This window comes from uncultured Roseibium sp., assembly GCF_947499295.1.
In the GTDB taxonomy this organism is placed as follows: domain Bacteria; phylum Pseudomonadota; class Alphaproteobacteria; order Rhizobiales; family Stappiaceae; genus Roseibium.
Genome location: NZ_CANMNP010000005.1, coordinates 270725 through 297343, shown reverse-complemented (window position 1 = coordinate 297343; position 26619 = coordinate 270725). Strand labels below are relative to the sequence as shown.

The window sequence follows — 26619 nt, the reverse complement described above, 5'->3', positions numbered from 1 at the left end:
AAATTCTGACAGTTATGGCGAAGTGAAGGCTATTGCCACCCTCAAGCCGGCTCAAGAATTTTCACCAGCGCACCTCTGTGCTGAATAACCGTTGCCGCCAGTTTTGCTCCAGCTCCAACGCTTGAGGCAACATCTTGCGAGATCAGATAGTCAGCAAGAAAGGCTGCATTGAAGCTGTCTCCGGCAGCGGTCGTATCCACAATGTTGCGGACAGGTTGCGGCGCGTAGCTTTGAAGCTCACCGCGGCGCGCGCAAACAACGTCTTCGGGTCCGTTTTTGACCACCACCATATCTGCCCCGGCCGCAAGATATCTTTCGGCGCTGTCTGCAGGGGTTGCATCGCCGAAATATTCCAACTCGTCTTCAAAAGACGGCATCACAAAATCACAATGGCCTGCGGCTTCGGTCACGACAGACCGCATGGTTTCGAGGTTTTCCCATAGCCGCGGCCGAAGGTTCGGATCGAAAGCCACCTTGGCGCCGCTGATACGGGCCGACTTCAAGGCATCCATAAACGCGGAACGGTCCTTCGCCGAAAGGATTGCGAGCGTGATACCACTGAAATAGATCAGCCCCGCTTTCTGGAAAGCCTGAGCAAGATGATCCGGATCGCTGGCCAGACAACGGGCTGCGGATTGCGAACGCCAATAGGCGAAACTCCGTTCGCCATCTTTCAGCTGGATCATGTAAAGACCAACCGTTCGATCCTCAAGTCGTCGGATTTGGTCGGTATTGATATTCGAAGCCTGCAGAAATTCCAGCATCTGATCTGAAACCTGATCGCTGCCGACGCCAGTCAGGTAACTGACGGTCCAGCTTTCAGGCAAAGCCCGCCGGGCATACCAGGCCGTGTTCAATGTGTCTCCGGCGAACCCCATCGAGTAGGTCCCCTCCGCCGTAGGCGCCATTTCAACCATGCATTCGCCAACGGCAAGAAACAGTTTTGACACGGGCTTTTCCTCACAAGCTGGATCCAGGTTTTCCCGGATTTCTGTCATTTTAATCGATTTAAATCTCATATCACAAACACCCCCGTACTCCAATTCTACTTTCGGAAGGGGGAATCGCTTCCGTTTCTTTTCGGAAAAATTCCGAGCGATTGCAACTCCCCGCTTCAATTTGTGGGGGCGGCCGAAACTTTCAACAGATTGAAAAATACGAACTTGATGAGTGCAAAAGCACCAAACCCAATCATGTCACAGCTCTGAAGCGGTCAGCGTTTAAAGCTGTCTGCAAGGGGCAGATACCTGACAGTTGCCGCAACATTCCGTTGGGCGGGCAATCAAACGCTGGGGGTGCCGGCGACATAGACCCGCGTTTGTGTCCCCTTCAGGCCTGAGAGAATTGCAGGCGGAACCGGACGATCAGTGAAAATGGCATCGACGTCGCTCAAGACCCCACCGCGCACATGGGCACTGCGCCCGAACTTGCTGTGATCAAGCACCAGATAGGACTTTCGGCAATTGGCGAGGATCGACTGTCGCGCGGCCACCTCGTCTTCATGGAAATCGAGAAGCGTTCCATCTTCATCGACACCGGCAACTCCAAAAATGCCGACATCAACCTTGTAGTTGGAAAAGAAAGCCTGCGCGGCAGATCCAAGCACATCGCGGTCGCCATGCCGCAGACGCCCACCCGCAATAGTCACCTGAAAAGACGGATTGATTGACGCCGAAAAGGCAACATTCAGATTATTCGTGAAAATCGCCAGTTTTTCATTTGCTGTCAGGGCCTGCATGACAATTTCGGGCGTCGTACCAATTGAAAATGCAAGAGACGTGTTGTTTTCAATCTTGCTGGCAACAAGATTGGCGATCTGTTGTTTTTCCGGAAGATTTAGGATCTGCCGCGTCGAATAGTGAATGTTGGAGGCAGGTGCCGGTGGTTCAACACCGCCATGCGTTCGTCTGAGAATGCCAAGCTCACACAGGCGGTTCACATCCCGTCTGATTGTCTGTGTGGTCACTTCAAAACGATCGGCGAGTTCTTCAACCGACGCAAAGCCTGCCTTCTGAACGAGATCTGAAATTTCAGACTGACGTTTTGAAATATCTACTTGCCCAAGCATATGCCTATTAACCCGACGCCGTATCGCTCTTTCCGGCATTTGCCGGAATACCCTTCTGAAAGAGCTTGTTGCTGGTTCGAAAAACGAGAGCTTCGAAACCAGATAAATCATGTTCATATGAACCTTATTAGACGCTCATATGAACATGATATGACAGTTTTAGCGCGTCATCACACATGATGACAAACCAAGAATTCACATGACGGGAGTTTCAAGGTCCGGATCAGTCCGAATGAAAAGTCTAAATGGGATTGAGGTACGGCCTGACATGGCGATGGGCAGCATACGGGAGTTTGAAGGTCTCCGCCTTGACGAAGCTGAGCCACATCTTTGCAGCACACCACAAGACCGGAGCCTTATTGTGGCAGCGTTCGCCGAACCTCAATCAGGCGTTAACTGAAGTGCAACGCCCCTCCCCTGTCAGGGAGGGGCGTTGAAAAATGGCTGAAGGCGGATGAAGCCGCAGCTGCCCGATTACCGATAAAGGAACGACTTTCCGTCGGCATCAAACAAGTGCAGCTTTTCTTCGGCAGCCGTCAGCCGAACCTTGGTGCCTCGCTTGATTTCGTGAATACCCGGAAGCTTTGCAATTAGACCCGGATTCCCGTTCTGCGCCTTGAAGTAAAGCACCGTCGTTTCACCGAGTGCCTCAACGATTTCGACATCAGCCGTAACCAGGTAGTCATCGCTTTCCGTGAGCACCAGATCTTCCGGTCGCACACCGAGTTTGACGGTCTTGCCGACATCCGCATCCGTTGATGCAATCGGCACATCGGCATGGCCGCCATCGGTCATCACCACCGAGGTCTGGCCGCCGGCAACTTTGACTGTCGCTTCGATCAGGTTCATGGCCGGTGACCCGATGAACTGCGCGACGAAAGTGTTTGCCGGCCGCTCATAGAGTTCCAAAGGCGCTCCGAACTGCTCGACGTCACCGCCATGAAGAACCACGATCCGGCTGGCCAGCGTCATGGCCTCCACCTGATCGTGGGTCACGTAGATCATTGTGCTTTCGGGCATGCTTTCCTTGAGCTGGGCAATTTCAATCCGCGTAGCAACCCGCAGCGCTGCGTCGAGGTTTGAAAGCGGCTCATCGAAAAGGAACACCTTCGGGTCACGCACGATCGACCGGCCGATAGCCACCCTTTGACGCTGCCCTCCCGACAGGGCCTTTGGCAATCTGTCCAGGTATTGCGTCAGCTGCAATCTGTCTGCAGCGGCACGCACGGCGGTGTCTATCTCGTCTTTCGACTTGCCGGCCAGCTTGAGCGCAAAGGCCATGTTGTCATAGACCGTCATATGCGGATAGAGCGCATAGGACTGGAACACCATTGCGATTCCACGCTGAGCCGGCGGCACGTCATTGACGACCATGTCGCCAATTTCCAGCGTTCCGCCAGTGATGCGTTCAAGGCCTGCAATCATGCGCAGCAAAGTGGATTTCCCGCAGCCTGACGGCCCGACAAATACGATCAGCTCGCCCGGTTCGATCTCCAGGTTGATATTCCTGAGAACTTCCACGGTGCCATAAGACTTGCTGACGTCTTTCAGGGACAACGAAGTCATGCCGGCTCCTCCCGATTGTAGAAAATGTTCATGTTACTTGACCGATCCGGCGAGCAGTCCCCGCACGAGATAACGCTGCATCGCGAAGAACACGATGAGCGGCACGGCGATGGATACGAAGGCCGCAGTTGCCAGAATTTCCCAGTTCCCTCCGCGGGTTCCGAGAAGTTCCACGATCTGGTTGGTCATCACGGTTGTCGAACCGGTCGAGTCGATCAGGAACACTTTGGCGACGAGAAGATCGTTCCAGGTCCACAGGAACTGGAAGATCGCGAAAGAAGCCAGCGCAGGAAAACTGAGCGGTAGAATGATCTTGGTGAAGATCTGAAAATCCGTTGCTCCGTCAACCTTGGCATTCTCGATGATGTCTCGCGGCAATCCGACCATGTAGTTTCGGAGCAGATAGACCGCGAGCGGCATTCCGAACGCCGTATGTGCAAGCCAGACACCGAGATAGCCTTTGCCGATACCGATCTCCAGGTGCAGCCGAAGCAAAGGAATGAGCGCCAGCTGCAACGGCACGACAAGAAAGCCGACAACCGCCGCGATCAGCAGAGCCCGTCCAGGGAACTCCATCCAGGCGAGCGCATAGGCAGCGAAGGCGGCCACAACAATCGGAATGATCGTTGCTGGAATGGTCACGGTAAGGGTGTTGAAGAACGCCTTGGCCATATTGTCCTGGCCGGAACCGGACAACAAAATGGTTTCATAGTTCCCGGTTGTGAAATCCGGAGGCACCGTCGCGGTAATGAAAATACGCTGACCACGGCCGGACAACTGCTTGTCGTCACCACGCCAGACATAATTCCCGTCCGACTCGAGTGTCAGTGTTTCACCGTCCTTCATCTCCGCCGTTTCGCCCGGTTGATACGCTGAGACGTCGCGCGAAGACACGCCCCAGGATCTGATTTCACGCGGGTCACCTTCGAAAATGTTTCCGGTCACGACAAAATTGTCGCCGTCGGCCACACGCGTGTCGTCAGGGTCTGAAGCACGATAGACTTCGTTCTGCTCGGCAGGGAAGAGCGCTGCCCACCAGCCTGAACTCGAAATCTGGTCGGCGGTCCGGAAGGACGACACGAACAACCCGACGGTCGGAAACAGCCAGAGCAGGACGAGCGCGGCAACGGAAATCTGCACGGCCCATGTCAGGCCGGATTTTTTTCCAGCGATACTGGCCATCACTTCATCTCCTTGCGGGCGTTGTAGACGTTCCAGACGAGGATCGGTGTGACCAGAACCATAATGATGATCGCACTCGCCGATCCAACGCCCCAGTCGTTGGCACGAAAGAGCTTGTCATACATGTAGTTGGCCAGAACCTGGGTTTCCCACTGACCGTTGGTCATGGCAAACACGATGTCGAACACCTTCAGCACTGTCAGCGTGATCGTCGTCCAAACGACAACGATCGTTCCCATGATCTGCGGAACCTTGATCCTGAAGAAAACCTGGAACGGGTTGGCCCCATCGATGATCGCGGCCTCGACCGTTTCTTCCGGAATTCCACGCAAGGCCGCTGACAGGATCACCATGGCAAATCCGGTCTGGATCCAGATAAGAACCACCATCAAGAGAAAGCTGTTCCAGAGCGGGATTGTCAGCCAGGTTTGCGGTTCGCCGTAAGGCAGCTGGGTTGTCCAGATACCGAGCAGTGAGCTGAGCGACGTCCAGATCAACCAGAGCCCTGCAACGGCAACAAAAAGGCGCAGCGGCAAAAGCCAGACCGATTTGTCTTCACCCTTTGCGACGATCCCGCGCGCAAAGATCCAGGCCACATAGGCCACGATACCTGCAAAGGCCAACAGGACGAGGCTCGGCAGAACCTGAAGAAACAGAACAGATCCGATGCCGCCGTCAAATCTCAACCAGACCGCATTCAAGACGCCGATCTGGTTCTGATCGGCTGGACGCGTATCGTAAATCAGTTTGAAGATCACCGAAGCGCCGACAAACGAGATCGCCATCGGCATGAAAATCAAGGATTTCGCCAGATTGCCCCATTTGATCCGGTCGGTCAGCTGGGCAACAAGCAATCCAAAGGCTGTTGAAGCCGCCGGCACAATGATCAGCCAGAGCATATTGTTCTGAACAGCTTCCCAGAACTTCGGCTCTGCCATCATCTGATGATAGTTGGCAAGGCCGACGAAGGCACCACCCTGATCCCGGTCTGTCAACGACAGGCGCAGCGTCTCAAAAACCGGATAGGCCAGATAGAGCGTGAGCGCGAAGATCGCCGGAAACAGAAACAGCCATGGACGAACCATGTTTGCCCTGTTGATGTTGGATCCTGCTTTCGGTCCTGAAGCAGGAAAGATCAGCTTGTCGAGGATCAGATTTGAAAAATAGAAATATCCCAGGCACCCACCAACGCCGATGACGATGGTTAATAGGCCCAATACTGCTGGATTTTCCGTCAGCACGGCCGTTCCCTCCCATTTGATTATGGGGACACGCCCGGCTTGCCGGGGGCATCCAGTCGCAAGGAACTTTCGGATCGCGGCAATTGCCGCTGATCGGATAAAAAAGGCCGACCCCACGAGTGGGCCGGCCATTGGAGGAGCTTACTTGAGAGCGTCCCAGCTGTTCTGGATTTCGCTCGCCACTTCCTTGGCGTCTTTGCCGCCTGTGTAGTCGACCATGCCGGTCCAGAACGTACCGGCGCCAACACCACCAGGCATCAGGTCGGATCCGTCGAAGCGGAAGGTTGTGGCGTTGATGAGGATTTCACCCTGACCGCGCAAAGTGTCGTTGAGATAAGCTTCCAGGTTAACGCCCTTGTGCGGGGTCAGGAAGCCTGTCTGGGCCATCATCACTTCATGTGCCAGCGGCAGCTGGAAGAACTTCATCAGTTCGTTGGTGGCATCGGATGGGCTTGTGATCGCCATCAGAGTACCGCCACCCAGAACCGGGTTTCCGAGGTCTTTCTCGGCATAAGCCGGGAAATAGAAGAAGTCGACATCTGACCCGAATTCAACACCATCGGGAAAGAAAGCCGGAACGAAGGATGCCTGACGGTGCAGGTAGCACTGTGGAGGCGAGGAAAAGAGCCCTTTGGGGCTGTCCCGGAAATCGGTCGACGCAACAGCATTCGCACCGCCGGCGACCTTGGCATCGTCACGCGCGAACCATCCGAACTCTTCAATGGCAGCGACCACGCGCTCGTCATCAAACGGAATTTCGTTTTTGGTCCATTGGTCATAGACATCGGCGGACTGGGTCCGCAGCATCATGTCTTCCACCCAGTCGGTTGCCGGCCAACCCGTGGCTGCACCAGATCCCAGACCGATACACCACGGCGTTTCACCATCCGCAACGATCTGCTCGGTCAATGCTTTGAGGTCTTCCATGGATTCAGGCACTTCATAGCCTGCATCCTCGAAGTTTTCAGGCACATACCAGACAAGGCTCTTTACGTTGACGTTGTAGAAGAAACCATAAAGTTGATCTGCTCCGTCTTTGTCCTGGTAGGTACCAAGATTAACCCAGCTGTCACCGGCACCGTAATTGTCTGCGACCCAGCCACCCATACCTTCAGGTAGCGGCGTCAACAATCCACGGGCGGCCATGTCTGAGGCAAGACCAGGCTGCGGGAAAACGGCGATATTCGGCGCAGCACCCGCTTCGGCATCGATCACAATCTGCTGTTCGAAGGAGTCTGAGCCGGTGTAGATGACTTCAGCGCCGGTTGCTTCGGCGAAATAGGCCAGCACGCTGCGGAAATAGCCATCTTCCGGCTGCAGCCACGGACCGGCGATTGTGACGGTCTGGCCCTTGAGATCAGGAGCGCTTTCCGCCCATTTGTTGTAGCTGTCCCAGTTAAAAGGACCTTCGCCCACCGGGAACTTCAAGTCAGCCGCAGACGCCGCTCCGGCGCCAAAAGCAAGGCTGAGCGCGATACCTGCAGTGCAGGCCATCAAACGAAATTTCATCTCAATCCTCCCAGATTGCCCCTATCCTGGGGCCCTCCATCAAAAGTGGCACAACTCACCACCTGGCAGCAACACCCGCACATCGATGAATGTCGGTAATCCTACCAGAACCGTGCATCCAAACCGCTTTGGATTTCGCCTTCAACATGTCTCCACAGACCGGACTTGTCAAGCACGCAACTCACCAATTAATGTTGGATTTCAATAACTGCCTGAAGGGAGGGCGCTTTCAAAGCGTTTTGGGCGAGCATGAGCAAGGGCGTAAATCTTAAAATTTTGTCACAGCGGCTGAACCTGTCACAAACGACAGTCAGCCGCGCCTTGAACGGCTACCCTGAGGTGAGTGCCGAAACCCGAAAGCGCGTTGCCGAGATGGCTGACAAGCTAGGCTACGCACCCAACAGTCAGGCCCGGCGTCTGGCCACCGGGCGATCTATGGCCATAGGCCATGTCATTCCGCGCTCGATCCATGAAATGATGAACCCGATCTTCCTGGAATTCATCGCAGGTGCCGGTGAGACCTATTCCAAGCACGGCTATGACATGATCATTTCGGTCGTTGAAGACGACCAGGAGGAAGAAGCCTACCGGCAGATCGCGTCACGAAAAAAAGCAGATGGCGTCATCGTGCACGGTCCTGCTCACAATGAGAACCGGCATGCGATCCTGAAGGACCTGAACCTGCCCTTCGTGGTTCATGGCCGCATCGCTGGCGCTGAATCCGAAACCAGCTGGATCGACATGAACAACCGCCGGGCATTCCAACGGGCAACAGACCTGCTGCTTGACCTCGGCCACACTCGTATCGCGCTTCTAAATGGCCTTGAACACATGGATTTCGCCCGCAGGCGCCGACGTGGATTTGAAGACGCCATCAAGGCTCGAGGCCTGAGCCCGGACCCAGCCCTGATGCGCAGCAACGACATGACTGAACCCTACGGATGCGACAATGCCATGGAGATGCTGAAATCGGATAATCCGCCGACCGCGTTCCTGGTATCGTCCATGATTTCAGCTATTGGCGTTGCACGCGCCATAGGCCAATGCGGCCTTATCACCGGCAAGGATGTTTCGATCATAACGCATGACGATGCGCTTTCTTTCCTTCCAAACAGCGGCGAAGTTCCGATTTTCACCTGCACAAGGTCCTCTGTTCGTTACGCCGGAGAAAAGGCGGCTGAGCTTCTGCTGGCCATGATCGCAGACCCCAACAGTGAACCGTCATCGCTGCATCTGGACGCAGAATTGATCATCGGGCAGTCCACGGGCCCCGCCCCGGCAAAGGATTGAGTTCCTGTTGCGCCTATACTTGAGTGAGACCGCAGTCTTGCAACAGCTTCCTCATGGTTTTCAAGCCGTTGAGGCGGTGGCTGCGGGCAATTTCCCAGGCGGAAACACCATCCCCTGACTTGATGGCGGCGTTGAGCTTACGGTGATCGGCCGCACATGAAGCCGGTGCTTGATTCAACCGCAGCAAGACCGTGTTTGCCCGAAACACCTGATCGAGAAACCCATTGATTTCAGCTTCAAGACGGTTGTTGCCGCTCGCTTCGGCTACGAGCCGGTGGAACTTGTCATCAAGCTGCGCCCAGGCATCAATGTCCTTGGCCACAAGCGCCTGGTCGGCCTCATCGCTGACTGTTTCAATTTCCGCCAATACATCTTGGGCTGCGCCGTTCTCGCCAGCGCGCTGTGCAGCCAGCGCTTCCAGAACAGACAGGATTTCGAAGACCTCGCAAATGTCGTTACCGGTTACGGGAATGACCCGCGCCCCGCGCCGTGGAATGAGTTCCACCAACCCGTCCGCCTCAAGCCGGATAAGCGCTTCGCGAACGGGCGTCCGGCTCATGCCAAGCCGGCTTGCCACTTCCGGCTCGGGCGCTTGAAAACCCGGTGGCAGCATGCCCGTCAATATATCTGACTTCAGCCGATCGTAGGCGCTATCAACACGTGTTGCTTTGGCTCTTGATGACATCGACAACAACACCCAAACCTTTGTCCAAATTGAAAAATCCTGTTCGGGCTCGATACCTGAACGGGCCACACAGCAGCAAGCGACGGGATCGTCCCGCTGGCGCAGCAATACCGTTTTGGATGCAAATCAATTCATCATCGATAATATTATCGATAAAAGTTTATCGACCTCGTTTTCTCTGGCACTTCAGCCACCAGTCAGGTCGTCATGCAGCAGCCAGACCTCCAACTCGGTGAATTGGCGACAGTTGGAACTCTCAGGGTGCTCCGATACCGCAAGACTGCGGACCCGATTTGTGCAGAGATATCAAACGCGACGCAAAGTTTCTGCGTCCGGTCAGGTCAAGGTTGCGACGTCGTCATCGGCTTCGAAACAGAAAAATGGCACTCCGCGGAAGTTTGAGAATAGACACGTATTCGACGTGAATTTTACTTTTATTGCGCACAGCTCAGTTTAGATTTTTGCAGCTTTTGACAATGCCTTTCTCAAGCCTCTGTTTAACCTTGCAAAGAAATGCGCGTACTTTCATAGAGATTCAATTTTTCTTCAAATAAAACAAATACTTATTTGAATTTCTCGCCGAATGAACATGTGATAATTCGCACATCGGCTTACCTTTGATTAACCATAAAAAACTACGGTTGGCGCAGATAGCCAAACTGGTACCAGCATGACAACTCTTTCAAGCCCTACCGACCAGCCGCCGGGGATCACTTCCCTGCTGGCTCGTGCTATGGCCGGGGTCTCTTTGTTCGCTGTGGCCATCGCCAGTCTGCCGGCACATGGGCAGTCCCTCGAAGAAGCAATGGCATCGGCATATGCGGTCAATCCGGGTCTGAAAGCTGAAAGATCACGCTACCAGGCCACGAACCAGGGCGTCTGGACAGCCAGATCTGAATTCCTGCCGACGGTAACCGGATCTTATCTTGGCGAGCAAAATGCCTATGAAACGCGAAGCGGGTCGAGCGACCGTGCGTTCTTCCACGAACTTGGCGTTTCCATGTCGCAGACCCTTTTTCAGGGCTTTGCAGGTGTCAACAGGCTCAATCAGGCGCATGAAGAGTCCGAATCCGGCCGCAATCAGCTGATTGGCGTTGAGCAAACACTGCTGCTCAATACGGCTGACGCTTATTTGCGTGTGGTTCGGGACAGGGCCATTCTCGCACGCCTGAAAGACTATACGGGCGTGGTGCAACGCGAGGTGAAGGCTGCACGAGCGCGGTACAAGTCAGGCGACGCCACGAAGACCGACATCGAGCAGGCCCTTGCCAGACTTGCCGAAGCACAAGGTAATTCGGACCAGGCGGTCGGTGACCTGGAAGCGTCGGAAGCGCTCTATGAACGACTGACGGGACAAAAACCCGGCAAGTTGGGTTGGCCCCGCATTCCCAAAACGCTGGAACCTGGAGGGTTGGATGATGCGATTACGATCGCATTTCAAAACAACCCTTCTATACGCGCTGCAACTGCAGATGCACGCGCAGCCCGATACGCAGCGCGGGCCGCGGTCGGAGACATGCTTCCGCGCGTATCTCTGGAAAGTGAATGGGAAAACGGATACCGCGGCAACCTTGGCAATCAGGACGAAGAGGATTTCCGCTTCGGTGTACGTGTCTCAGCCCCGCTCTTTACTGGTGGGCGCAACATATCCTCCGTCAAGCGAGCCAAGTTCACGGCAGCTCAAGAAGAATATGAGCTCGACGACACGCAGCAGATCATTCGCGAGAACGTCATTCGCGCGATGAAGCAGCGAACGGCATCCCGATTGCGGGCCAAAGCCGGCAAACGCGCCATTGAAGCCAATCGGCGTGCTGTGAAAGGGCTCCAGGTGGAGTTCGACAGCGGGCAGAGGTCCCTGCTCGACGTACTGGATGGCGAACGGGAATTGCTTTTGAGCCAGGTCGATCATGTCCGTGCCCGCTATGATGCGCGCATTGCCGATTTCTTCCTGCTGGCAAACATAGGGCGATTGGCCCCGCAACATTTCTCGATCATCGAAGAACGCCCGGCGGCAGTCGGCAGGCTGATCCCTGAATTCAACACCTGGGATCTTCGGCTTGGTCCGACTGAAAACGACATTGTTCAGATGGAACTGGCTGACGCGAATGCGGTTGATACTGGCCGGAAAGGCCCGGGCGGGATCAACTGGCTGTCCTGGCCCTATCGTTCAGGGAACTGACCAGCACTTCCAATTCGGCTCCAAAAATGACAAGGCCCCGAATTTTCCTCCGGGGCCTTGAAAATCTAATCGAAGCGCATGTCAGTGGCTGGCAGGTGTCACCATGGCACTGATCGTGTCCTGGACGTTCAGGACACCGACTGGCTTTCCATCGCCATTGACGACACAGGCCTCGCCCTCGCCGGTCTCTGCGAAGGTCTTTGCAGCCTCCTCAAGCATAATGCCGCTTTCGATGGTCAGTCCGCCTTCAACGGTTTTGGATTTGTCCATGACCGTTTCGACAAGGATCACGCGCCCTCGATTCACTTCTTTCACGAAGTCGGCGATATAAGCATCGGCAGGATTGAGAACGATGTCCTGGCCCGATCCCTGCTGAATCACGGCACCATCCCGAAGAATTGCAATCTTGTCGCCAAGCCTCAGCGCCTCATCCAGATCGTGGGTGATGAAGACGATGGTCTTGTGCAGCTCTTCCTGCAGATCCAGCAGAACGGTTTGCATGTCCATGCGGATCAACGGATCGAGGGCTGAAAACGCTTCATCCATCAGCAGAATATCGGCGTCGTTGGTCAACGCACGCGCCAGGCCGACGCGCTGCTGCATGCCACCGGAAAGCTGGTTCGGATAATGATCCTCAAAGCCTTCCAGACCGACACGCGCGATCCAGCGGGCTGCCCGCTCTTCCGCCTCTTTCATCGGCACGCCCTGGATTTCCAGTCCATAGACGGTGTTTTTCATTACCGTTCGATGCGGCAGCAGGGCGAACTTTTGGAACACCATGGCGGTCTTGTGGCGACGGAATTCGCGGAGCTCATCCTGGGACATCTTGCAGACGTCCTCGTTGCCATAAAGGACTTCACCGTCCGTCGGATCGATCAGCCGGTTGATGTGCCGGATCAAGGTAGATTTACCCGATCCTGACAATCCCATCACCACTTCGATTTTACCTCCTGGCATCGAAATGTTGATGTTGTTCAAACCGAGTACGTGATTGAACTTTTCGTTCAATTCCGTCTTCGACATGCCCTCCTTGACCTTCCGGACCATCTCTTTGCCGTTCGGTCCAAAAATTTTGTAGAGATTCTTGATCTCAATACCAGTTGCCTCAGCCATGGACGACCTCCGAGTGTTTTTGAAGGCGCTTGCCATAAGCCTGGGTCGCACGGTCAAAGATAATTGCGATTGAAACAATTGAGAGACCACTCAACATTCCAGCCGTCAGGTATTGGTTGTTAATCGCATTGAGAACTTCTTGGCCAAGCCCTTTGACACCGATCATCGACGCGACCACGACCATGGACAGAGACATCATGATGCACTGGTTGATACCTGCCATTATGGTTGGCAGCGCCAGTGGCAATTGGACATTCATGAGTTTCTGTCGCGCATTGGACCCAAAGGCATCTGCGGCTTCAAGCACGTCTTGATCGACAAGCCGGATCCCTAGATTGGTCAATCGGATCATTGGCGGGATTGCATAGATCACGACCGCGATAAGACCTGGGACCTTGCCAATTCCGAAGATCATGACCACCGGGATCAGATAGACAAAGCTCGGCATGGTCTGCATCAAATCCAGCACCGGGTTGACCATCCGCTGGACACGATCAGAACGCGCCATGAGGATACCGATCGGAATGCCCAGAACGATCGCCAGCATGGTGCATACCGTCACCATGGCGACTGTGCGCATCGTGTCTTCCCAGAGCCCGAAGACCCCAATCAGAACAAGCGCAACGACCGTGCCGATCACGATGGACACTTTCCGGCTCAGCAGAAAAATGATCACAGCAAATGCTGCGAGCACAATAGGCCAGGGAGAGTTGATCAGTAGCTGTTCAAGAAAAATCAGGAAGTCCTGCAACGGATCAAACATCTTGTCGATGATGTCACCATACGCCCTGGTGAACTCCTTGAATGATCCATCAATGGTTTTCTTGATTGTTAGCAAGGTGCCCCGGCTAAGCGAGGGAAATTCGATCCAGTCCATCTGTGTCGTCCCGATGGTTTTGCCCCAAATGAAAAGCCCGCACATTAGCGCGGGCTCCAGTCTCGTCTCGGCAGCTTAGAGCGATGCCTTGATTTTTTCGGCAGCTTCCGGGCTGACCCACTGGGTCCATACATCCTCGAAGTTTTCGAGGAAGTAATAAGCACCGTCTTCATTGGCCGCCTGATTGTCGCTCATCCATGCCAACACCTTACCAGCTGTACGGTTGTCCCACGTACGGCCTTTGATGTAGTCCATTGCAGGACCCGCCTTGTTTGCAAAATCGTCTGTCACAACTGTGAAGACTTCGGACTTGACCCAGGAATTCGGCTTCGGATCCGGACAGTCCTCGACCACGGTGCATTTATCCCACTCGGCCTTGTCATGCGGCACTTCAAAGTCGAGCAACGTCATGTCGTATTTGCCGAGAATGGAGGTAGGCGCCCAGTAATAGCCAAGCCAACCTTCCTTGCGCTCGTTGGCGCGGGCAATTGAACCGTCGAGGCCCGCAGCGGAACCCGGATCGACCATTTCAAACCCGGCTTCGTCGAAGCCGAATGCCCGGAACAGGTTGCCGGTGGTTATGCGGCAGTTCCAGCCGGTCGGGCATGTGAAGAAGCCACCTTTGCTGTCGTCTTCCGCTCCCTTGAAGAGATCCGGACGGGCAAGAGCGTCCTTGACGGTTTTGATGCCGTGTTCCTCGGCAATGAACGTTGGCACCCAAAAGCCTTCAACGCCACCTTCGTTGAGGATCTCACCGCCGATGATCAGGGAGCCTTCCGAAACAGCCTGGTCGAGCGGTTCGCGTACGGCATTGATCCAAAGCTCGGGAGCCATGTCCGGCTCACCCTTCTCGTTCATGGAAGTGAACGTCGGCATCGTGTCACCGGCAACGAGCTCGACATTGCAGCCGTAACCGTTCTCGAGAATGATTTTGTCGATCTGGGAGATTGCGCCTGCAGACGCCCAGTTCATTTCAGCGACGGTGATCGTGCCGCAGTCTTCGGCCATGGCTGACGACGCCATCCCGACCAGCGCGGTCGCGGCGACTGTGGCAAACAACTTCTTCATAGGAACACTCCTGTCCAGTCTTTTTGCTGATTGTGTTTTTGGGTGCAGTTCGCAAATTCTCTCCGCGAAGTATTCACGCATCCGCGCTTCCAATTGGAAAGTATATCAAGCAAGAAACGAAGTTTCGACTTGAAGGCATGAATATCAATTATTTTTAATTTAGCCTTCATCTAACGCTTATACGCTACTCTTGCTCTGCAGCCGCTTTGATGAGCCAAACGTAACCGAATGGGATCATCGCCGGTATTTAAACCAGCTCGAAGCTCAACACGCTTTACCATTGCACTAAGAAGCCGTTAGCACAACAGTAGAGTCCCAATTCACCCTGCAATCATATCGTTAATTTCAATAGCGCGCCCTCAAGCGACATTTTTATGCCTACAATCGTCATGAATTTTAGTTTTCTTTCAAAGAAGTGATTCTTGCTGACCTCGCGGAACCCTCAAAACTACACCCATGGGTTGATGTATTGAATGCGGCAATCTCTTTTCAAGGCGCTTTGGCAATCGCTGCGAGCACCAATTCCGTCAGAGAGGCGACAACAGACGCAGTTGGATGAACAAGAACCATCTTGCGCACTGCAGAAGTTGTCATTGACAGTTCCTGCAAGTTGGACCTCTGAGCAATCAGGCCACGCCATTCCGGCACAATTGCCTGACCGGCTCCACTCGCCACCATCTGTGCAATCGTCTCCAATCCATCCAGTTCGCAAAGGATATGTCCACGGCGAAATTTCCGCTCAAAGGCATTCCAGATAACGCGCCCGCCCCAGGCTTCCCTGTCATAGACAATCCAGGGCAAGTCAGCGTCACCGGGGGTCTTCTGATCCGCGTCTGCAGGAGCAATGTGAACCGCCGTTTCTTCGCAGAACAAACTGCTGCGCAAGCTCTTTGGCAACGAGAAAGGCGGTTCGGAAATCAGAACCGCATCCAGGTGGCCCGCCACAAGATCCTGGTAGAGGGCACGGGAGGTGCCCGGCCGAATGGTGAGCATTGCCTTAGGCGCTCTTTCCCTGAAGACGTCGATGACAGTGGGGCCGTAGTCAACAAGGACGGTCGAGACTGCCCCGAGACGGTAAGGCCCACCCAAACCTTCAGCATCTGTAGCAGAGCGTAACCGCTGTGCAGCCTGTACAAGTTCTCGGGCCGCCGGCAACACGCGAAGACACTCTGGTGTCGGTTGTGCCGCATGAGAGGTCCGGACGAGCAGTTCACAGGCAAGTTCGGTTTCCAAAACGCGTATTCTTTGGCTGACAGCCGCTGCAGTGAGGTTTTGCGTCCTCGCGGCACCGGCAATAGAGCCACTTTCAACGACGGCAATCAAGCTTTCCAGAAATCGCGTATCCAAAACATTTGCCTATGAAAGAAGAAGCAAAAAGATAGTAATTGTTTTGAATTGGTTCTGCTACTACGAGCACACACATTTCTGGAGAAACTCATGCAACCCTGCTTCCACCTCGCCTACCACGTAACCGATCTCGATGAAGCACGTGCGTTTTACGGCCGCCTGCTCGGCTGCCAGGAAGGACGCAGCACTGAAGCCTGGGTGGATTTCAATTTCTTTGGACACCAGCTCTCGCTGCATCTTGGCAAGCCATTTGAAACAACCAACACCGGCAAGGTAGGAAACCATATGGTTCCCATGCCCCATCTCGGCGTTGTGCTGGGCATGGAAGAGTGGAAGGCTCTTGCGCAACGGCTCGTAGCCGCTAACCTCGATTTCGTTGTTACCCCGACCATCCGGTTCGAGGGCCAGACCGGGGAACAAAGCACAATGTTTTTTTTGGATCCGTCCGGGAACCCGATAGAAGTAAAAGGCTTCGCCAACGCTGCGGGGATCTTCGAAAGATGAAACCGATTGTGCCGTTCGTTTCCGAAGCAAATGAGGACGAGCGCAAGGCCTGGAGCACAGCCTTGCCGACTGCCTTGAAGGATATTGCCGAAGTCAAAGCCTTCGACACTTTGAGTGAACAGGAACGCTCTCGGGCTACCGTTGCAATTGTTGCCAATCCGGATCCTGCCAAAGTCGCAGCAATGCCAAATTTGGTCTGGGTGCAAAGCCTCTGGGCCGGCGTTGAGCGCTTGACCGCTGAACTGCCCCAAGATGGCCCATTGATTGTGCGCCTGACGGATCCCCAGATGGCAGAGACCATGTCGGAGGCCGTGCTTGCCTGGTCGCTATACCTTCACCGGGATATGCCGAAATACATGACACAGCAACGCCAGCGGGTCTGGCTGGGACATGAGCTGTTACTCCCAGCGCACCGCACCATTGCCATTCTCGGCCTTGGCAAGCTTGGCATTGCATCCGCCAGAAGACTGAAATCAAACGGCTTCAATGTCATCAGCTGGAGCCGAAGCGAAAAGTCACTTGACGACATCAGGACCTATTGTGGCCAAGACGGATTGGAAGCCGTTTTAAAGCAGGCTGACAGTCTTGTGCTTTTGATGCCATTGACGGACGAAACGCGCGGTCTGCTCGACTCAACTGCCTTTGAACACTGCAAACCCGGAGCCACCGTCATTAATTTTGCGCGCGGCCCGATCATTGAAACGCCCGCGCTGATCGCAGCCCTGGATCGCGGGCAATTGAGCCACGCAGTCCTTGACGTCTTCGACAGTGAGCCATTGCCTCCCGAAAGTCCTCTGTGGAGCAACAGCAATGTGACCATCCTGCCGCATATTTCCGCACCAACAATTACGTCGACCGCGTCCCAAATCGTCGCAGACAACATCAGGCACTTTTTCCAGACAGGTTGCCTGCCTGAAAGCGTCGACCGCAAAAAGGGATACTGAAACAAGACGATGCAAACGTCGCAATAGTGTCAAGGATTGCAACTTATCTGATTGGCAACAGCTACAATCAACACAGGTATCACCATGCCAGACCTTCCTATTTTGGGCGCAGCCCTGAACGTGACCTCGCTGAAAACGCATCGGAACCTGATGCTCGAAAAGCAACGGGATCTTGAACTTCAGGACTTCTGGCCGGCTGAAACGCTGAATGGTGATTGGCAACCGCTGGTCGACGAGGCGAAGGCGCTTCTTGACGGTCACACCGGCCGCGTTGGCATTCATGGCCCATTCTGGGGCTTTACCATCGACCCGGTTGATATCGACATTCGCGAGATCGTCAAAAAGCGTCTGCTTCAAGGACTGGAAGTCTGTGAAGCCCTGGGCGGGACCCATATGGTGGTTCACAGTCCCTATTCCACCTGGGATCACAACAATCTCGACAATTACGACGACGCAAGGGACCGCAAGATCGAACTCTGTCATTTGACGATGAAGAACGCAGTCAAACGCGCGGAAGACATCGGCTGCGAACTGGTCATTGAAAATATCGAGGACAAGGACCCGTACGCCCGCGTCGAACTTGCGGAAAGCTTCGGCTCAAAAGCAGTCAGGATATCCATCGATACCGGCCATGCACACTATGCCCACGGTTCCACCGGTGCGCCACCCGTCGATTATTTCGTCAAGGCCGCTGGAAGCAAACTCCGTCATATGCACTTACAGGATGCAGATGGCTACGCCGACCGGCACTGGGCACTTGGTGAAGGCAACATCAACTGGCATTCAGTCTTCAATGCGATCGGGAAACTCGACAGCGACCCTCGCCTGATTGTCGAAATCAAGGATCACGCAAAGCTTCCGGCTTCGATCGCAAACATGAAAGCGCTCGGTCTGGCCCAATAGGGTCAGCCAACAAATTTGTGATCAGACTTTAGGGGACATATACCTGTCGCTGACCTATCTACGGTGCTGTGCCGACCGGCTGAAACCGGCCGGCTTTTGTGATCAATAGACGAGCACTGTCCGGACCATATGCTTGAACTTCCACTCGCTTATCTCGCAGGCCTTTTGACACTTATAAATCCCTGCGTCCTGCCGGTCCTGCCCATCGTTCTGGCATCCGCATTGAACGCCGACCGGCGTGCGCCCGTCGCGCTTGCCGCCGGTATGAGCGTTTCCTTCGTCACCGTCGGCATGCTGATATCCACACTGGGTTACGCCATCGGTCTGACCGAAGAATTGATGTCCAAAGTCGGCGCCACCTTGATGATCGTTTTCGGTCTTGTCTTGCTGGTGCCTGCATTCAGCCAACGGTTTGAACTCGCTGCAGCGGGTTTCTCCGGTTCCGCCGGCCAGAAAATGCAATCCACCGACACAAGCGGCCTGCGTGGCCAGTTCCTTGGCGGCATCCTTCTCGGTGCTGTCTGGTCACCCTGCATCGGGCCGACACTTGGAGGTGCAATTGCACTTGCCTCACAGGGAGAAAGTCTCCTCTGGGCAGCACTCATTATGTGTTTCTTCGCCCTCGGTGTTTCTACGCTGATCGTGGGGTTGGGACTGGGTGCTCGTGAAACTCTGCGCAGCCGAACCGACAAGTTGCGCGGCCTGGCTGAAAAATCCAAACCCATTATGGGCCTCGTGTTCCTGACGGTCGGCGTGCTGCTGATTTTCAACGTCCATCATATGGTCGATGCCTGGGCAATGAGCGTCATGCCGATCTGGCTTCAGGACCTGTCTGTTCGTTTCTGAACCTTTACTGGAAAGGATACCCGATGAACCGCCGTCACTTCCTCCTCTCATCTGCAGCTGCCGGACTAGCGGCAACAGTTTTGCCCAACGCGGCATTTGCGAGCGAAACACTGGATTACGCGCCCGGCCTTATCGAAAAGGAACTTTCTGCAGGCAAGACAGTGTTCGTGGATTACGCCGCATCATGGTGCGGAACCTGTGCCCGTCAGGAACGCGTGATCAATGCCCTTCGCGGAGCCAATCCGGCCTATGATCAGGCGATGGTTTTTGTTCGTGTCGACTGGGACGACTATCGCCAGCACCAAGTCACCACTTCGCGGAAAATTCCGCGCAGATCCACTTTGCTTGTATTGAAAGGCAATCAGGAGCTTGGGCGCATTGTTGCCGGTACAAGCGAAGCTCAAATCAAATCACTGATGGACACAGGCCTCCAGGCCGGAAGCTGAGTTCAGAACCTGCCAAGAACCGTTGATGACCATCGTGACGCGGTTCTTCAGAGTTCGTTTCAATCCTGAAACGACAGTTTCAGATTGTTCTATGGATGCGCAACCAGGTGCATGGCACTTTCCTGCCGAAACGACAGGATAGTGACATGCAAATTTTTTCAAAAGAGATCTCGCCACTCGGGATGGGGTGTTGGCCAATCGGCGGGCCCATGTTCAAGGACGGGCGTCCGCTCGGATATGCAAACAGCGACGACGCTGAATCCATTCGCACCATTCACGCCGCCCTGGAGGGCGGTATTACCCTATTCGACACTGCGGCAGCATATGGCGCTGGACATGCGGAGAAGCTGCTCGGCCAAGCGCTCCGCAATCGTCCTGAGGCTGTAATTGTCAGTAAATTGGGCCTGGCAATCGACGAGACCACAAAAGAAATTCTCGGCGAGGAGGCGAGTGCAGACAGCGTGCTTCCAGCGATTGAAAACAGCCTCAAACGGCTCCAGCGCGACTGCCTCGACATCGTCCTTCTCCATCTGAATTCACTGCCGATTGATCGCGCGATGCCGATATTCGAAGAGATGGAAAAAGCACGCATTGAAGGAAAGATTCGTGGCTATGGTTGGAGCACTGACTTCACAGGCAATGTCGAAGCCTTGTCGAAGAGAGACGGTGTGGTGGCCGTAGAGCACGGCACAAACGTCTTTTGCGATACACCCAAAATCCGCAGGGCGATCGCGCAGCAAGGCCTTGTTGCCTTCATTCGCTCTCCCCTGGCGATGGGTCTGCTGGGCGGAAACTATCGGAAAGGTTCCGTCATGCCGAAAGATGACATCCGATCGACGGAACAGATGTGGCTGACCTATTACAAAGACGGCAAGCCAAACATCGAGTTTCTGGAAAAACTGGACGCAGTACGCGACCTGCTCCAGTCAGATGGCCGGTCGCTGCCTCAAGGCGCACTTGGTTGGCTCTGGGCAAAATCAGACCGCAATTTTCCCTTGCCCGGTGCCCGAACGGTTGCCCAGATCCAGGATCTTGCCGGGGCCCTGAAATTCGGCGCACTTCCAAAAGCTGTTGTTTCTGAAATCGACATCCTCATTGGTCCCAAACACGAGGACTATGTCGAAAAGGAACTCTGATCGGGCGCCAGCCAGACTTGATGGCGGACCGAAAGATTTCCAATAGCCAATGCAAAAACGGCGGCCAAAATGGCCGCCGTGCCTACTTCAACGGGTCATAAGTGCTGCATTCGCAGAAGACCTTCAGACAGTCTGCTCAACCCATCGCCCAGGGACCGTGATAGCCTCCACCATCCTTGTCCGTGCGTTCAAAGCCATGCGCTCCAAAGAAGTCGCGCTGACCTTGCAACATGTTTGCGGTCGACCTGCCGGTACGCATGATGTCGAAATAGGAAAGCGCTGCTGAAAGGGCCGGAACGGGCAGGCCGTGAAGCGCCGCCTGGGCCACCACCTGACGCAGCATCGCTTCTGTCTCCTTCAACTTGTCGGAAAAGAACGGAGCCAGCATCAGATTGCGTTCTGAATTATCTGCAAGTGCTGCAGACATGTCATTCAACATGGCTGAACGGATGATACAGCCATTACGCCAGATACGTGCTATTTGCGGCAGCGGCATCGCCCAACCATATTGCCGCGCGGCTTCCAGGATCAGCCCGAAACCTTGCGCATAACAAACGATTTTGCCGGCAACCAGAGCTGCTTCCAATGCATCGATTGTCACGGCTTCCCGGTCCATTTCACTGGGTGCCGCGCCGAACTCGGCTTCGCCTGCCTGACGCTCGCCCAATCTCGCCGACATGTTCCGTGTCGCGACGGCAGCCTCAATGGCACTTGCCGGTGTTCCCAGCATCAGAGCCTCGATTGCGGTCCAGCGTCCGGTGCCCTTCTGCCCGGCCTTGTCCAAAATGATGTCGAGCATCGGTCGGCCGGTTTCCGGATCGGCGGTTCCGGCAACCTTTCCCGAAATTTCAATCAGGTAGGACTGGAGAATGCCCCCATTCCATTTTTCAAAAACGCGGGCGATTTCGGAAGAATTCATCCTAAAGCCGTCGCGCATGACGCCATAAACTTCTGCAATCATCTGCATGTCGGCATATTCGATACCGTTATGAACGGTTTTCACGAGGTGGCCGGCCCCCGCTTCACCGAGATAGGCAGCACAGGGCTCCTCCTCGTGTTTTGCGGATATGGCTTCTAGGATGTGACCGACCTGGTCCCATGCATCCTTTGCACCGCCCCCCATGATAGACGGACCGAAACGCGCGCCTTCTTCACCGCCAGACACGCCAATGCCCATGAAACGCGGACCTTTTTCCGCAGCCTTCGCCGCCCTGCGGTTGGTGTCGTGATAATTGGCATTGCCTGCATCGATAATCAGATCTTGACCATCAAGCAAAGGGCGCAGCGCTTCAATCTGTGCATCGACAGCCTCGCCAGCTGGAACCATCAGGATCACGGCTCTGGGCGACTTGATTGATGCAACGAAGTCCTCAAGCGTCTTCGAAGGCACAAGCTTGTCAGCAAGTGCGCCGGCTTTTCCAATGAACTGATCTGTCTTCTCGGCAGTGCGGTTATAGACCGCTATCTGAAATCCGTTCTCGGCAATATTGAGCGCGAGGTTGCCGCCCATTGTGCCAAGACCAATCAGCCCGATTTCCGCGACAGCACTTTCAGAGCTCATGAACAACGCCTTTCTCAAATCGATTTAGAACCGTGTGCAGCGGTGATAGCGGACCGGTGCGCATCCGGCAATCCTTGCATACAAGCGAACACAATTTGAGGAACGCCCTTCAGGCCCTCCCTCTCGAAACACGGAGGGTCACGCAGGATTCCCAAAAAGGCCATGTATTATTGTCCAGTGGTCGAAAAAATCTGTCACACAAGACTGATACCCGATTGCCTGACCGCAAGAACCAACGCGGCTCAGCCAAAGGGATCTGTTAAATGAAAAAGCTTCTGATTGCAGCCGGCCTCTTCGCTGCGGCGTCCGTATCCGCCTATGCTGAGGATGTAACAGGCAAACTTGTACTCTACACCTCCCAGCCAAATGCCGACGCACAGGCCACCGTTGATGCGTTTGCTGAAAAGCATCCGGGTGTCGAAGTCGAATGGGTTCGCGATGGCACCACTAAAATGATGGCCAAGTTGCGCGCCGAATTCGAAGCCGGAGCGCCAAAACCGGACGTCCTTCTGATTGCCGACATGGTCACAATGGAAGGCTTGAAAAAAGAAGGCCGCCTGATGGCGCACGAGGGCGCAGACGTTGCTGAATATGACCCTGCGATCATGGACAAGGATAAAACCTACTTCTCTACCAAGCTGATCACCACAGGCATTGTCTACAACACCAACGCGCCAATGAAGCCGACCTCCTATAAGGATCTCCTGAAGGAACAAGCGAAAGACAAACTGGCGATGCCGTCGCCACTGACATCCGGTGCTGCAACGATCCATATGGCCGCCTTGACGTCCAATCCCGATCTGGGCTGGGCTTTCTATGAAGGCCTTGCGGAGCAGGGCGCCAATCCGAAGGGCGGCAATGGCGGAACCTATAAGGCGGTCGCCGGCGGTGAGAAGCTTTATGGATTTGTTGTCGACTTCCTGCCGATCCGCGAAAAGCTCAAGGGTGCCCCGGTAGAATTTGTTTTCCCGGAAGAAGGCGTCTCAGCCGTAACTGAGCCGGTCGCAATCCTGTCCACGGCACAAAATCCGGACGCTGCCAAAGCCTTTGTTGATTTCCTTATCTCCGAGGAAGGTCAAAAACTGGCTGCCTCGCAAGGGTATCTTCCTGCACATCCGGCAGTGAAGGCACCGGAAGGTTTTCCTGCACGCGATACGATCAAACTGATGGACTTCGACCCGGTCTCGGCTCTTGAAAAAGATCAGGCCAACAAGTTGAAGTTCAGCGAAATCTTCGGCGGCTGAGGAGATATCTCACCCCGAGAAACAACGCAGTGCGAGCTTCCTCGCACTGCGTTGTTCTTTCTGCCGTGCCATTTACATGCGCCTCATACCTGGGCAACAAACAGAGTAAATTGAAGCCGCATGCGCCCAAAGCTTGCTCCTGAGAAAACAACACTGCTGCTGCTTGTGGTCGGCGCGACGGCGGTATGTGGCCTGCCCCTTCTGCTGTTGTTCAAAACCGGGCTGACAAGTGAAGGCAGTGTGGCTGTTGGACCGCTTCTGGAAGCGGTTCAAAGCCGCTCGGTCCAGCGGGCGCTTTGGCATTCCATTGAGAGCAGTCTTTGGTCCGCACTCGGTGCGTCCATCCTCGGAACCTGCCTCGCGCTGATCATCGGTTTGACAGACATTCGCGCGAAAGGCCTGCTGGTCTTCCTCATTCTATTGCCGATGATGATCCCGCCGCATGTCACGGCCATAGCCTGGATACAGGCACTTGGACCCGCCAGCCCTGTTTTGCAATTGTTGGGTCTGGCACCCGAAATTGGGTCGACGCATCCGCTCTATTCACGCGAAGGCCTGGTGTTTCTGCTGACGCTGCAGCACAGTCCCCTCGTTTTTCTCCTTGTCCGCGCGGCCTTGCGGACCTTTCCGCGCGAGCTTTCCGATGCCGCACGCATCTCCGGTGCTGGCGCAGCCTTGATGCTGCGCCGGATAACGCTTCCGCTCCTTGGCCCATCGCTTTTGGCCGGTTTCGCGCTTGCCTTCGTTGCCGCGCTCGGCAACTTCGGCATCAACGCGCTGATCGGTATTCCGGCACGTTATACGACCTTACCGGTGCTCGTGTGGCGGCGCCTGGCCAGCTTCGGGCCAGACATTTTGCCCAATGTTGCCGTGATTTCCGTCATCCTGGCGTTGGTCGCACTTTTTGCCATTTTACTGCAAAGCCTGTTGCAGCGCCGCATGCGCGCGAGCCTCATCGGGCTGCCGCAGGACCCTTTGGCAATTTCGCTCGGCTCCAGGCGCATCCTCGTCGAGAGTATCCTCTGGCTGTTTGTTGCCGGCGTGCTTTTGCTTCCCGCAGCTTCCCTGCTTGCGACGTCTTTGGTGAAGACCTACGGCCTGCCACTGTCGCTCGAGACCCTGACATTGGACAATTTCACCGAAGTACTCTGGCGCCAGACAGTCACGCTCAGGGCATTTGCCAATTCGACGTTGATTGCCGGACTAAGCGCATTTGTCATTGCCGCAATGAGTTTGCTTCTCGGCTATTTTCTTGCCCACAAAAATTCAGGAAACCGCCGCTTGGCGGGATTGGCGTTGACGCAGTCTGAAATCGCTTTTGCGGTTCCGGGCCTTGTCATGTCGATCGCGTTCATCCTGGCCTTTATCCGACCGATCCCTGTACTTGGCATCTCGCTCTATGGCACGATCTGGATCATCCTGATTGCGTATGTCTCCGTGTTTCTTGCGGTTGGATTGAAGCCTGTCATGGCCGCATTCCTGCAAATGGACGCTTCTCTGGAAGATGCGGCACGGGTTTCCGGAGCCGGTTTTTTCAGACGCATGCGCAAGATATTCGCTCCCCTTGCCGCACCATCCGCAGCTTCCGGCGCAATCCTTGTCTTCCTCACGGCGTATAATGAAGTCACTGTATCAGCGCTGCTCTGGTCGACGGGAAACGAGACCATCGGAACAACTATCTTCAACTATGAAGACGGCGGTTACACCACACTGGCAGCCGCCATGTCAGCGGTTGTGGTTGGGGCTACAATCTTCATCATGCTGGCCATGAACGTTCTGGCCAGGCGCGTTCCGAACGGCACAATCCCCTGGAAGGACTGAGTTAGGCTGGCAACACCCAGCCTCGAAGAATTTCAAGGCGAAGCATATCCCCCGGAGTGGCCTTTCGATGAAGCGACATCATCAAGTGCTGGTCCAGACCGGGCATCGAAACAAATACATCCCAGACACCCCCTCGATAGACCGTCCGAACCACCCGGGTTTCAAAACCAGATGCGCTGTTTGCAAGAACAATATGCTCTGGTCGAAGCAGCAAGGTGCCTTGTCCGGGAACGGCATTGTGCGGACACTCAACTTCCACCGTTGCACCGCCAAATCCAATCTCGGCCATGCCTGCCTCGGCGCGGTTGATCCTTACGGGCAAGAGAGTGCTTCGGCCAATAAAGCCCGCGACCTCTTTAGACATCGGCCGCCGGTACAAGGTATCCGGATCATCCACTTGAAGAATTTTGCCGTTCCACATCACCGCCACTTTGTCGGCCAGGGCCATCGCTTCGCGCTGATCATGTGTAATGAAAAGTGTCGTTCCACCGCTGGCCTTGTGAAAGCTTGAAAGCTCTTCTTCCATGACCCCTCTAAGATGCGGGTCCAGATTGGCGAGCGGTTCATCCATCAGGACCGTGCCTGCCCCTTGTGCAAGGCAACGCGCAAGCGCAACCCTTTGGCGCTGACCGCCTGACAATTCAGCCGGCCTTCTTTGCCCGAACTCAGAAAGAGCAACGGTTTTCAGGCAATCAGCAACGCGGGCGGACACGACCGAACGACCCTTGCCTGCAGCTTCCAACGGAAAGGCGACGTTTCCCGAAACGCTCATGTGCGGCCAAAGTGCATAGGACTGGAAAACCACCCCGACCTGGCGCTGCTCGGGAGGAACATGAAATCCATCGCCCGCCACTTTTCGCCCGTCTAGCAAGACCTCACCGGCATCAATAGGCTCAAGGCCCGCGATCGTGCGCAACAGGGTGGACTTGCCGCACCCGGAAGGGCCAAGAACGACAAAGAAAGTGCCGTCTTCAATCGACAGCGAAACGTCGTTGAGAGCTTTATGGTCCGCGAAAGATTTGGATACGGCATCAAGATGGATGGACATGCCCTCCGGTATCGCTGTCCTGTGACAGGATCATTACATTG

General features: G+C 55.0%; 23 protein-coding genes. 10 read left to right on the top strand and 13 right to left on the bottom strand.

Annotated elements, in window-relative coordinates; genetic code table 11:
* Positions 1-41 precede the first annotated feature (41 nt).
* From Q0835_RS11315 to Q0835_RS11290, 6 genes are all read right to left on the bottom strand, one after another.
* Complete coding sequence (locus Q0835_RS11315) at positions 42-950, bottom strand: sugar kinase (RefSeq protein ID WP_298961152.1); 909 nt, start codon at positions 948-950, stop codon at positions 42-44.
* A gap of 332 nt (positions 951-1282) precedes the next feature.
* Positions 1283-2068 carry a DeoR/GlpR family DNA-binding transcription regulator gene (locus tag Q0835_RS11310; protein ID WP_298820135.1) on the bottom strand — a complete coding sequence of 262 codons (786 nt, stop codon included), beginning with the start codon at positions 2066-2068 and terminating at the stop codon, positions 1283-1285.
* A 474-nt stretch (positions 2069-2542) separates the two neighbouring features.
* A complete protein-coding gene (ugpC, locus tag Q0835_RS11305; RefSeq protein ID WP_298820134.1) occupies positions 2543-3634 on the bottom strand; it encodes a sn-glycerol-3-phosphate ABC transporter ATP-binding protein UgpC in 1092 nt (363 codons plus the stop codon).
* A gap of 33 nt (positions 3635-3667) precedes the next feature.
* On the bottom strand, positions 3668-4816 hold the full coding sequence (locus tag Q0835_RS11300; RefSeq protein ID WP_298820132.1) for a carbohydrate ABC transporter permease: 1149 nt from the start codon (positions 4814-4816) through the stop codon (positions 3668-3670).
* Positions 4816-6057: a sugar ABC transporter permease gene (locus Q0835_RS11295; RefSeq protein WP_298961150.1), complete on the bottom strand. Its 1242-nt coding sequence runs from the start codon at positions 6055-6057 to the stop codon at positions 4816-4818. Before Q0835_RS11295 ends, Q0835_RS11300 begins: the two co-directional genes overlap by 1 nt.
* A 141-nt stretch (positions 6058-6198) precedes the next feature.
* Positions 6199-7566, bottom strand: coding sequence for an ABC transporter substrate-binding protein (locus Q0835_RS11290; protein WP_298820126.1), 1368 nt, complete (start codon positions 7564-7566; stop codon positions 6199-6201).
* 249 nt (positions 7567-7815) lie between these two features.
* On the opposite strand from Q0835_RS11290, the gene Q0835_RS11285 reads away from it, so the two are divergent.
* A complete protein-coding gene (locus tag Q0835_RS11285) occupies positions 7816-8856 on the top strand; it encodes a substrate-binding domain-containing protein (RefSeq protein WP_298961148.1) in 1041 nt (346 codons plus the stop codon).
* A gap of 13 nt (positions 8857-8869) precedes the next feature.
* On the opposite strand, the gene Q0835_RS11280 is transcribed toward Q0835_RS11285, so the two are convergent.
* Positions 8870-9541 carry a GntR family transcriptional regulator gene (locus tag Q0835_RS11280; protein WP_298961145.1) on the bottom strand — a complete coding sequence of 224 codons (672 nt, stop codon included), beginning with the start codon at positions 9539-9541 and terminating at the stop codon, positions 8870-8872.
* Positions 9542-10211: 670 nt separating this feature from the next.
* Between Q0835_RS11280 and Q0835_RS11275 the strand changes: the two genes are divergently transcribed.
* The gene (locus tag Q0835_RS11275; protein ID WP_298961140.1) at positions 10212-11720 is read left to right on the top strand and encodes a TolC family outer membrane protein; all 1509 of its coding nucleotides are present in this window, start codon (positions 10212-10214) and stop codon (positions 11718-11720) included.
* Positions 11721-11801: 81 nt separating this feature from the next.
* Here the strand turns inward: Q0835_RS11275 and Q0835_RS11270 are convergent, their stop codons facing one another.
* The 4 genes from Q0835_RS11270 to Q0835_RS11255 form a co-directional block, all read right to left on the bottom strand.
* Entirely contained in the window at positions 11802-12833 is a 1032-nt protein-coding gene (locus Q0835_RS11270) for a glycine betaine/L-proline ABC transporter ATP-binding protein (protein ID WP_298820118.1), read from the bottom strand.
* Positions 12826-13710, bottom strand: a complete 885-nt coding sequence (locus Q0835_RS11265) for a proline/glycine betaine ABC transporter permease (RefSeq protein ID WP_298961137.1) — start codon at positions 13708-13710, stop codon at positions 12826-12828. Before Q0835_RS11265 ends, Q0835_RS11270 begins: the two co-directional genes overlap by 8 nt.
* Positions 13711-13785: 75 nt before the next feature.
* Positions 13786-14778 carry an ABC transporter substrate-binding protein gene (locus Q0835_RS11260; protein WP_298820116.1) on the bottom strand — a complete coding sequence of 331 codons (993 nt, stop codon included), beginning with the start codon at positions 14776-14778 and terminating at the stop codon, positions 13786-13788.
* A gap of 489 nt (positions 14779-15267) precedes the next feature.
* Positions 15268-16125, bottom strand: a complete 858-nt coding sequence (locus tag Q0835_RS11255) for a LysR family transcriptional regulator (RefSeq protein WP_298961134.1) — start codon at positions 16123-16125, stop codon at positions 15268-15270.
* Positions 16126-16215: 90 nt separating this feature from the next.
* On the opposite strand from Q0835_RS11255, the gene Q0835_RS11250 reads away from it, so the two are divergent.
* The 6 genes from Q0835_RS11250 (at position 16216) to Q0835_RS11225 (ending at position 20904) form a co-directional block, all read left to right on the top strand.
* Positions 16216-16629 carry a VOC family protein gene (locus Q0835_RS11250; protein ID WP_298961131.1) on the top strand — a complete coding sequence of 138 codons (414 nt, stop codon included), beginning with the start codon at positions 16216-16218 and terminating at the stop codon, positions 16627-16629.
* Positions 16626-17573, top strand: coding sequence for a glyoxylate/hydroxypyruvate reductase A (locus Q0835_RS11245; protein ID WP_298961129.1), 948 nt, complete (start codon positions 16626-16628; stop codon positions 17571-17573). Before Q0835_RS11250 ends, Q0835_RS11245 begins: the two co-directional genes overlap by 4 nt.
* An 84-nt stretch (positions 17574-17657) precedes the next feature.
* Entirely contained in the window at positions 17658-18476 is an 819-nt protein-coding gene (locus tag Q0835_RS11240; RefSeq protein WP_298961126.1) for a sugar phosphate isomerase/epimerase family protein, read from the top strand.
* Between the two features lie 129 nt (positions 18477-18605).
* Entirely contained in the window at positions 18606-19322 is a 717-nt protein-coding gene (locus Q0835_RS11235) for a cytochrome c biogenesis CcdA family protein (RefSeq protein WP_298820106.1), read from the top strand.
* Positions 19323-19345: 23 nt separating this feature from the next.
* Positions 19346-19768 (top strand): thioredoxin family protein, encoded by a 423-nt coding sequence (locus Q0835_RS11230; protein WP_298961123.1) that lies wholly within the window; start codon positions 19346-19348, stop codon positions 19766-19768.
* Positions 19769-19914: 146 nt separating this feature from the next.
* Positions 19915-20904, top strand: coding sequence for an aldo/keto reductase (locus Q0835_RS11225; RefSeq protein WP_298961120.1), 990 nt, complete (start codon positions 19915-19917; stop codon positions 20902-20904).
* 136 nt (positions 20905-21040) lie between these two features.
* On the opposite strand, the gene gndA is transcribed toward Q0835_RS11225, so the two are convergent.
* Positions 21041-22465, bottom strand: a complete 1425-nt coding sequence (gene gndA, locus Q0835_RS11220; RefSeq protein WP_298961117.1) for an NADP-dependent phosphogluconate dehydrogenase — start codon at positions 22463-22465, stop codon at positions 21041-21043.
* 263 nt (positions 22466-22728) lie between these two features.
* Here gndA and Q0835_RS11215 point away from each other — a divergent pair, with 263 nt between their 5' ends.
* A complete protein-coding gene (locus tag Q0835_RS11215) occupies positions 22729-23709 on the top strand; it encodes an ABC transporter substrate-binding protein (protein WP_298961114.1) in 981 nt (326 codons plus the stop codon).
* A gap of 120 nt (positions 23710-23829) precedes the next feature.
* Complete coding sequence (locus Q0835_RS11210) at positions 23830-25530, top strand: iron ABC transporter permease (RefSeq protein WP_298961111.1); 1701 nt, start codon at positions 23830-23832, stop codon at positions 25528-25530.
* A 1-nt stretch (position 25531) separates the two neighbouring features.
* Here Q0835_RS11210 and Q0835_RS11205 read toward each other — a convergent pair whose 3' ends face one another.
* Positions 25532-26578 carry an ABC transporter ATP-binding protein gene (locus tag Q0835_RS11205; protein WP_298961108.1) on the bottom strand — a complete coding sequence of 349 codons (1047 nt, stop codon included), beginning with the start codon at positions 26576-26578 and terminating at the stop codon, positions 25532-25534.
* Positions 26579-26619: the final 41 nt, after the last annotated feature.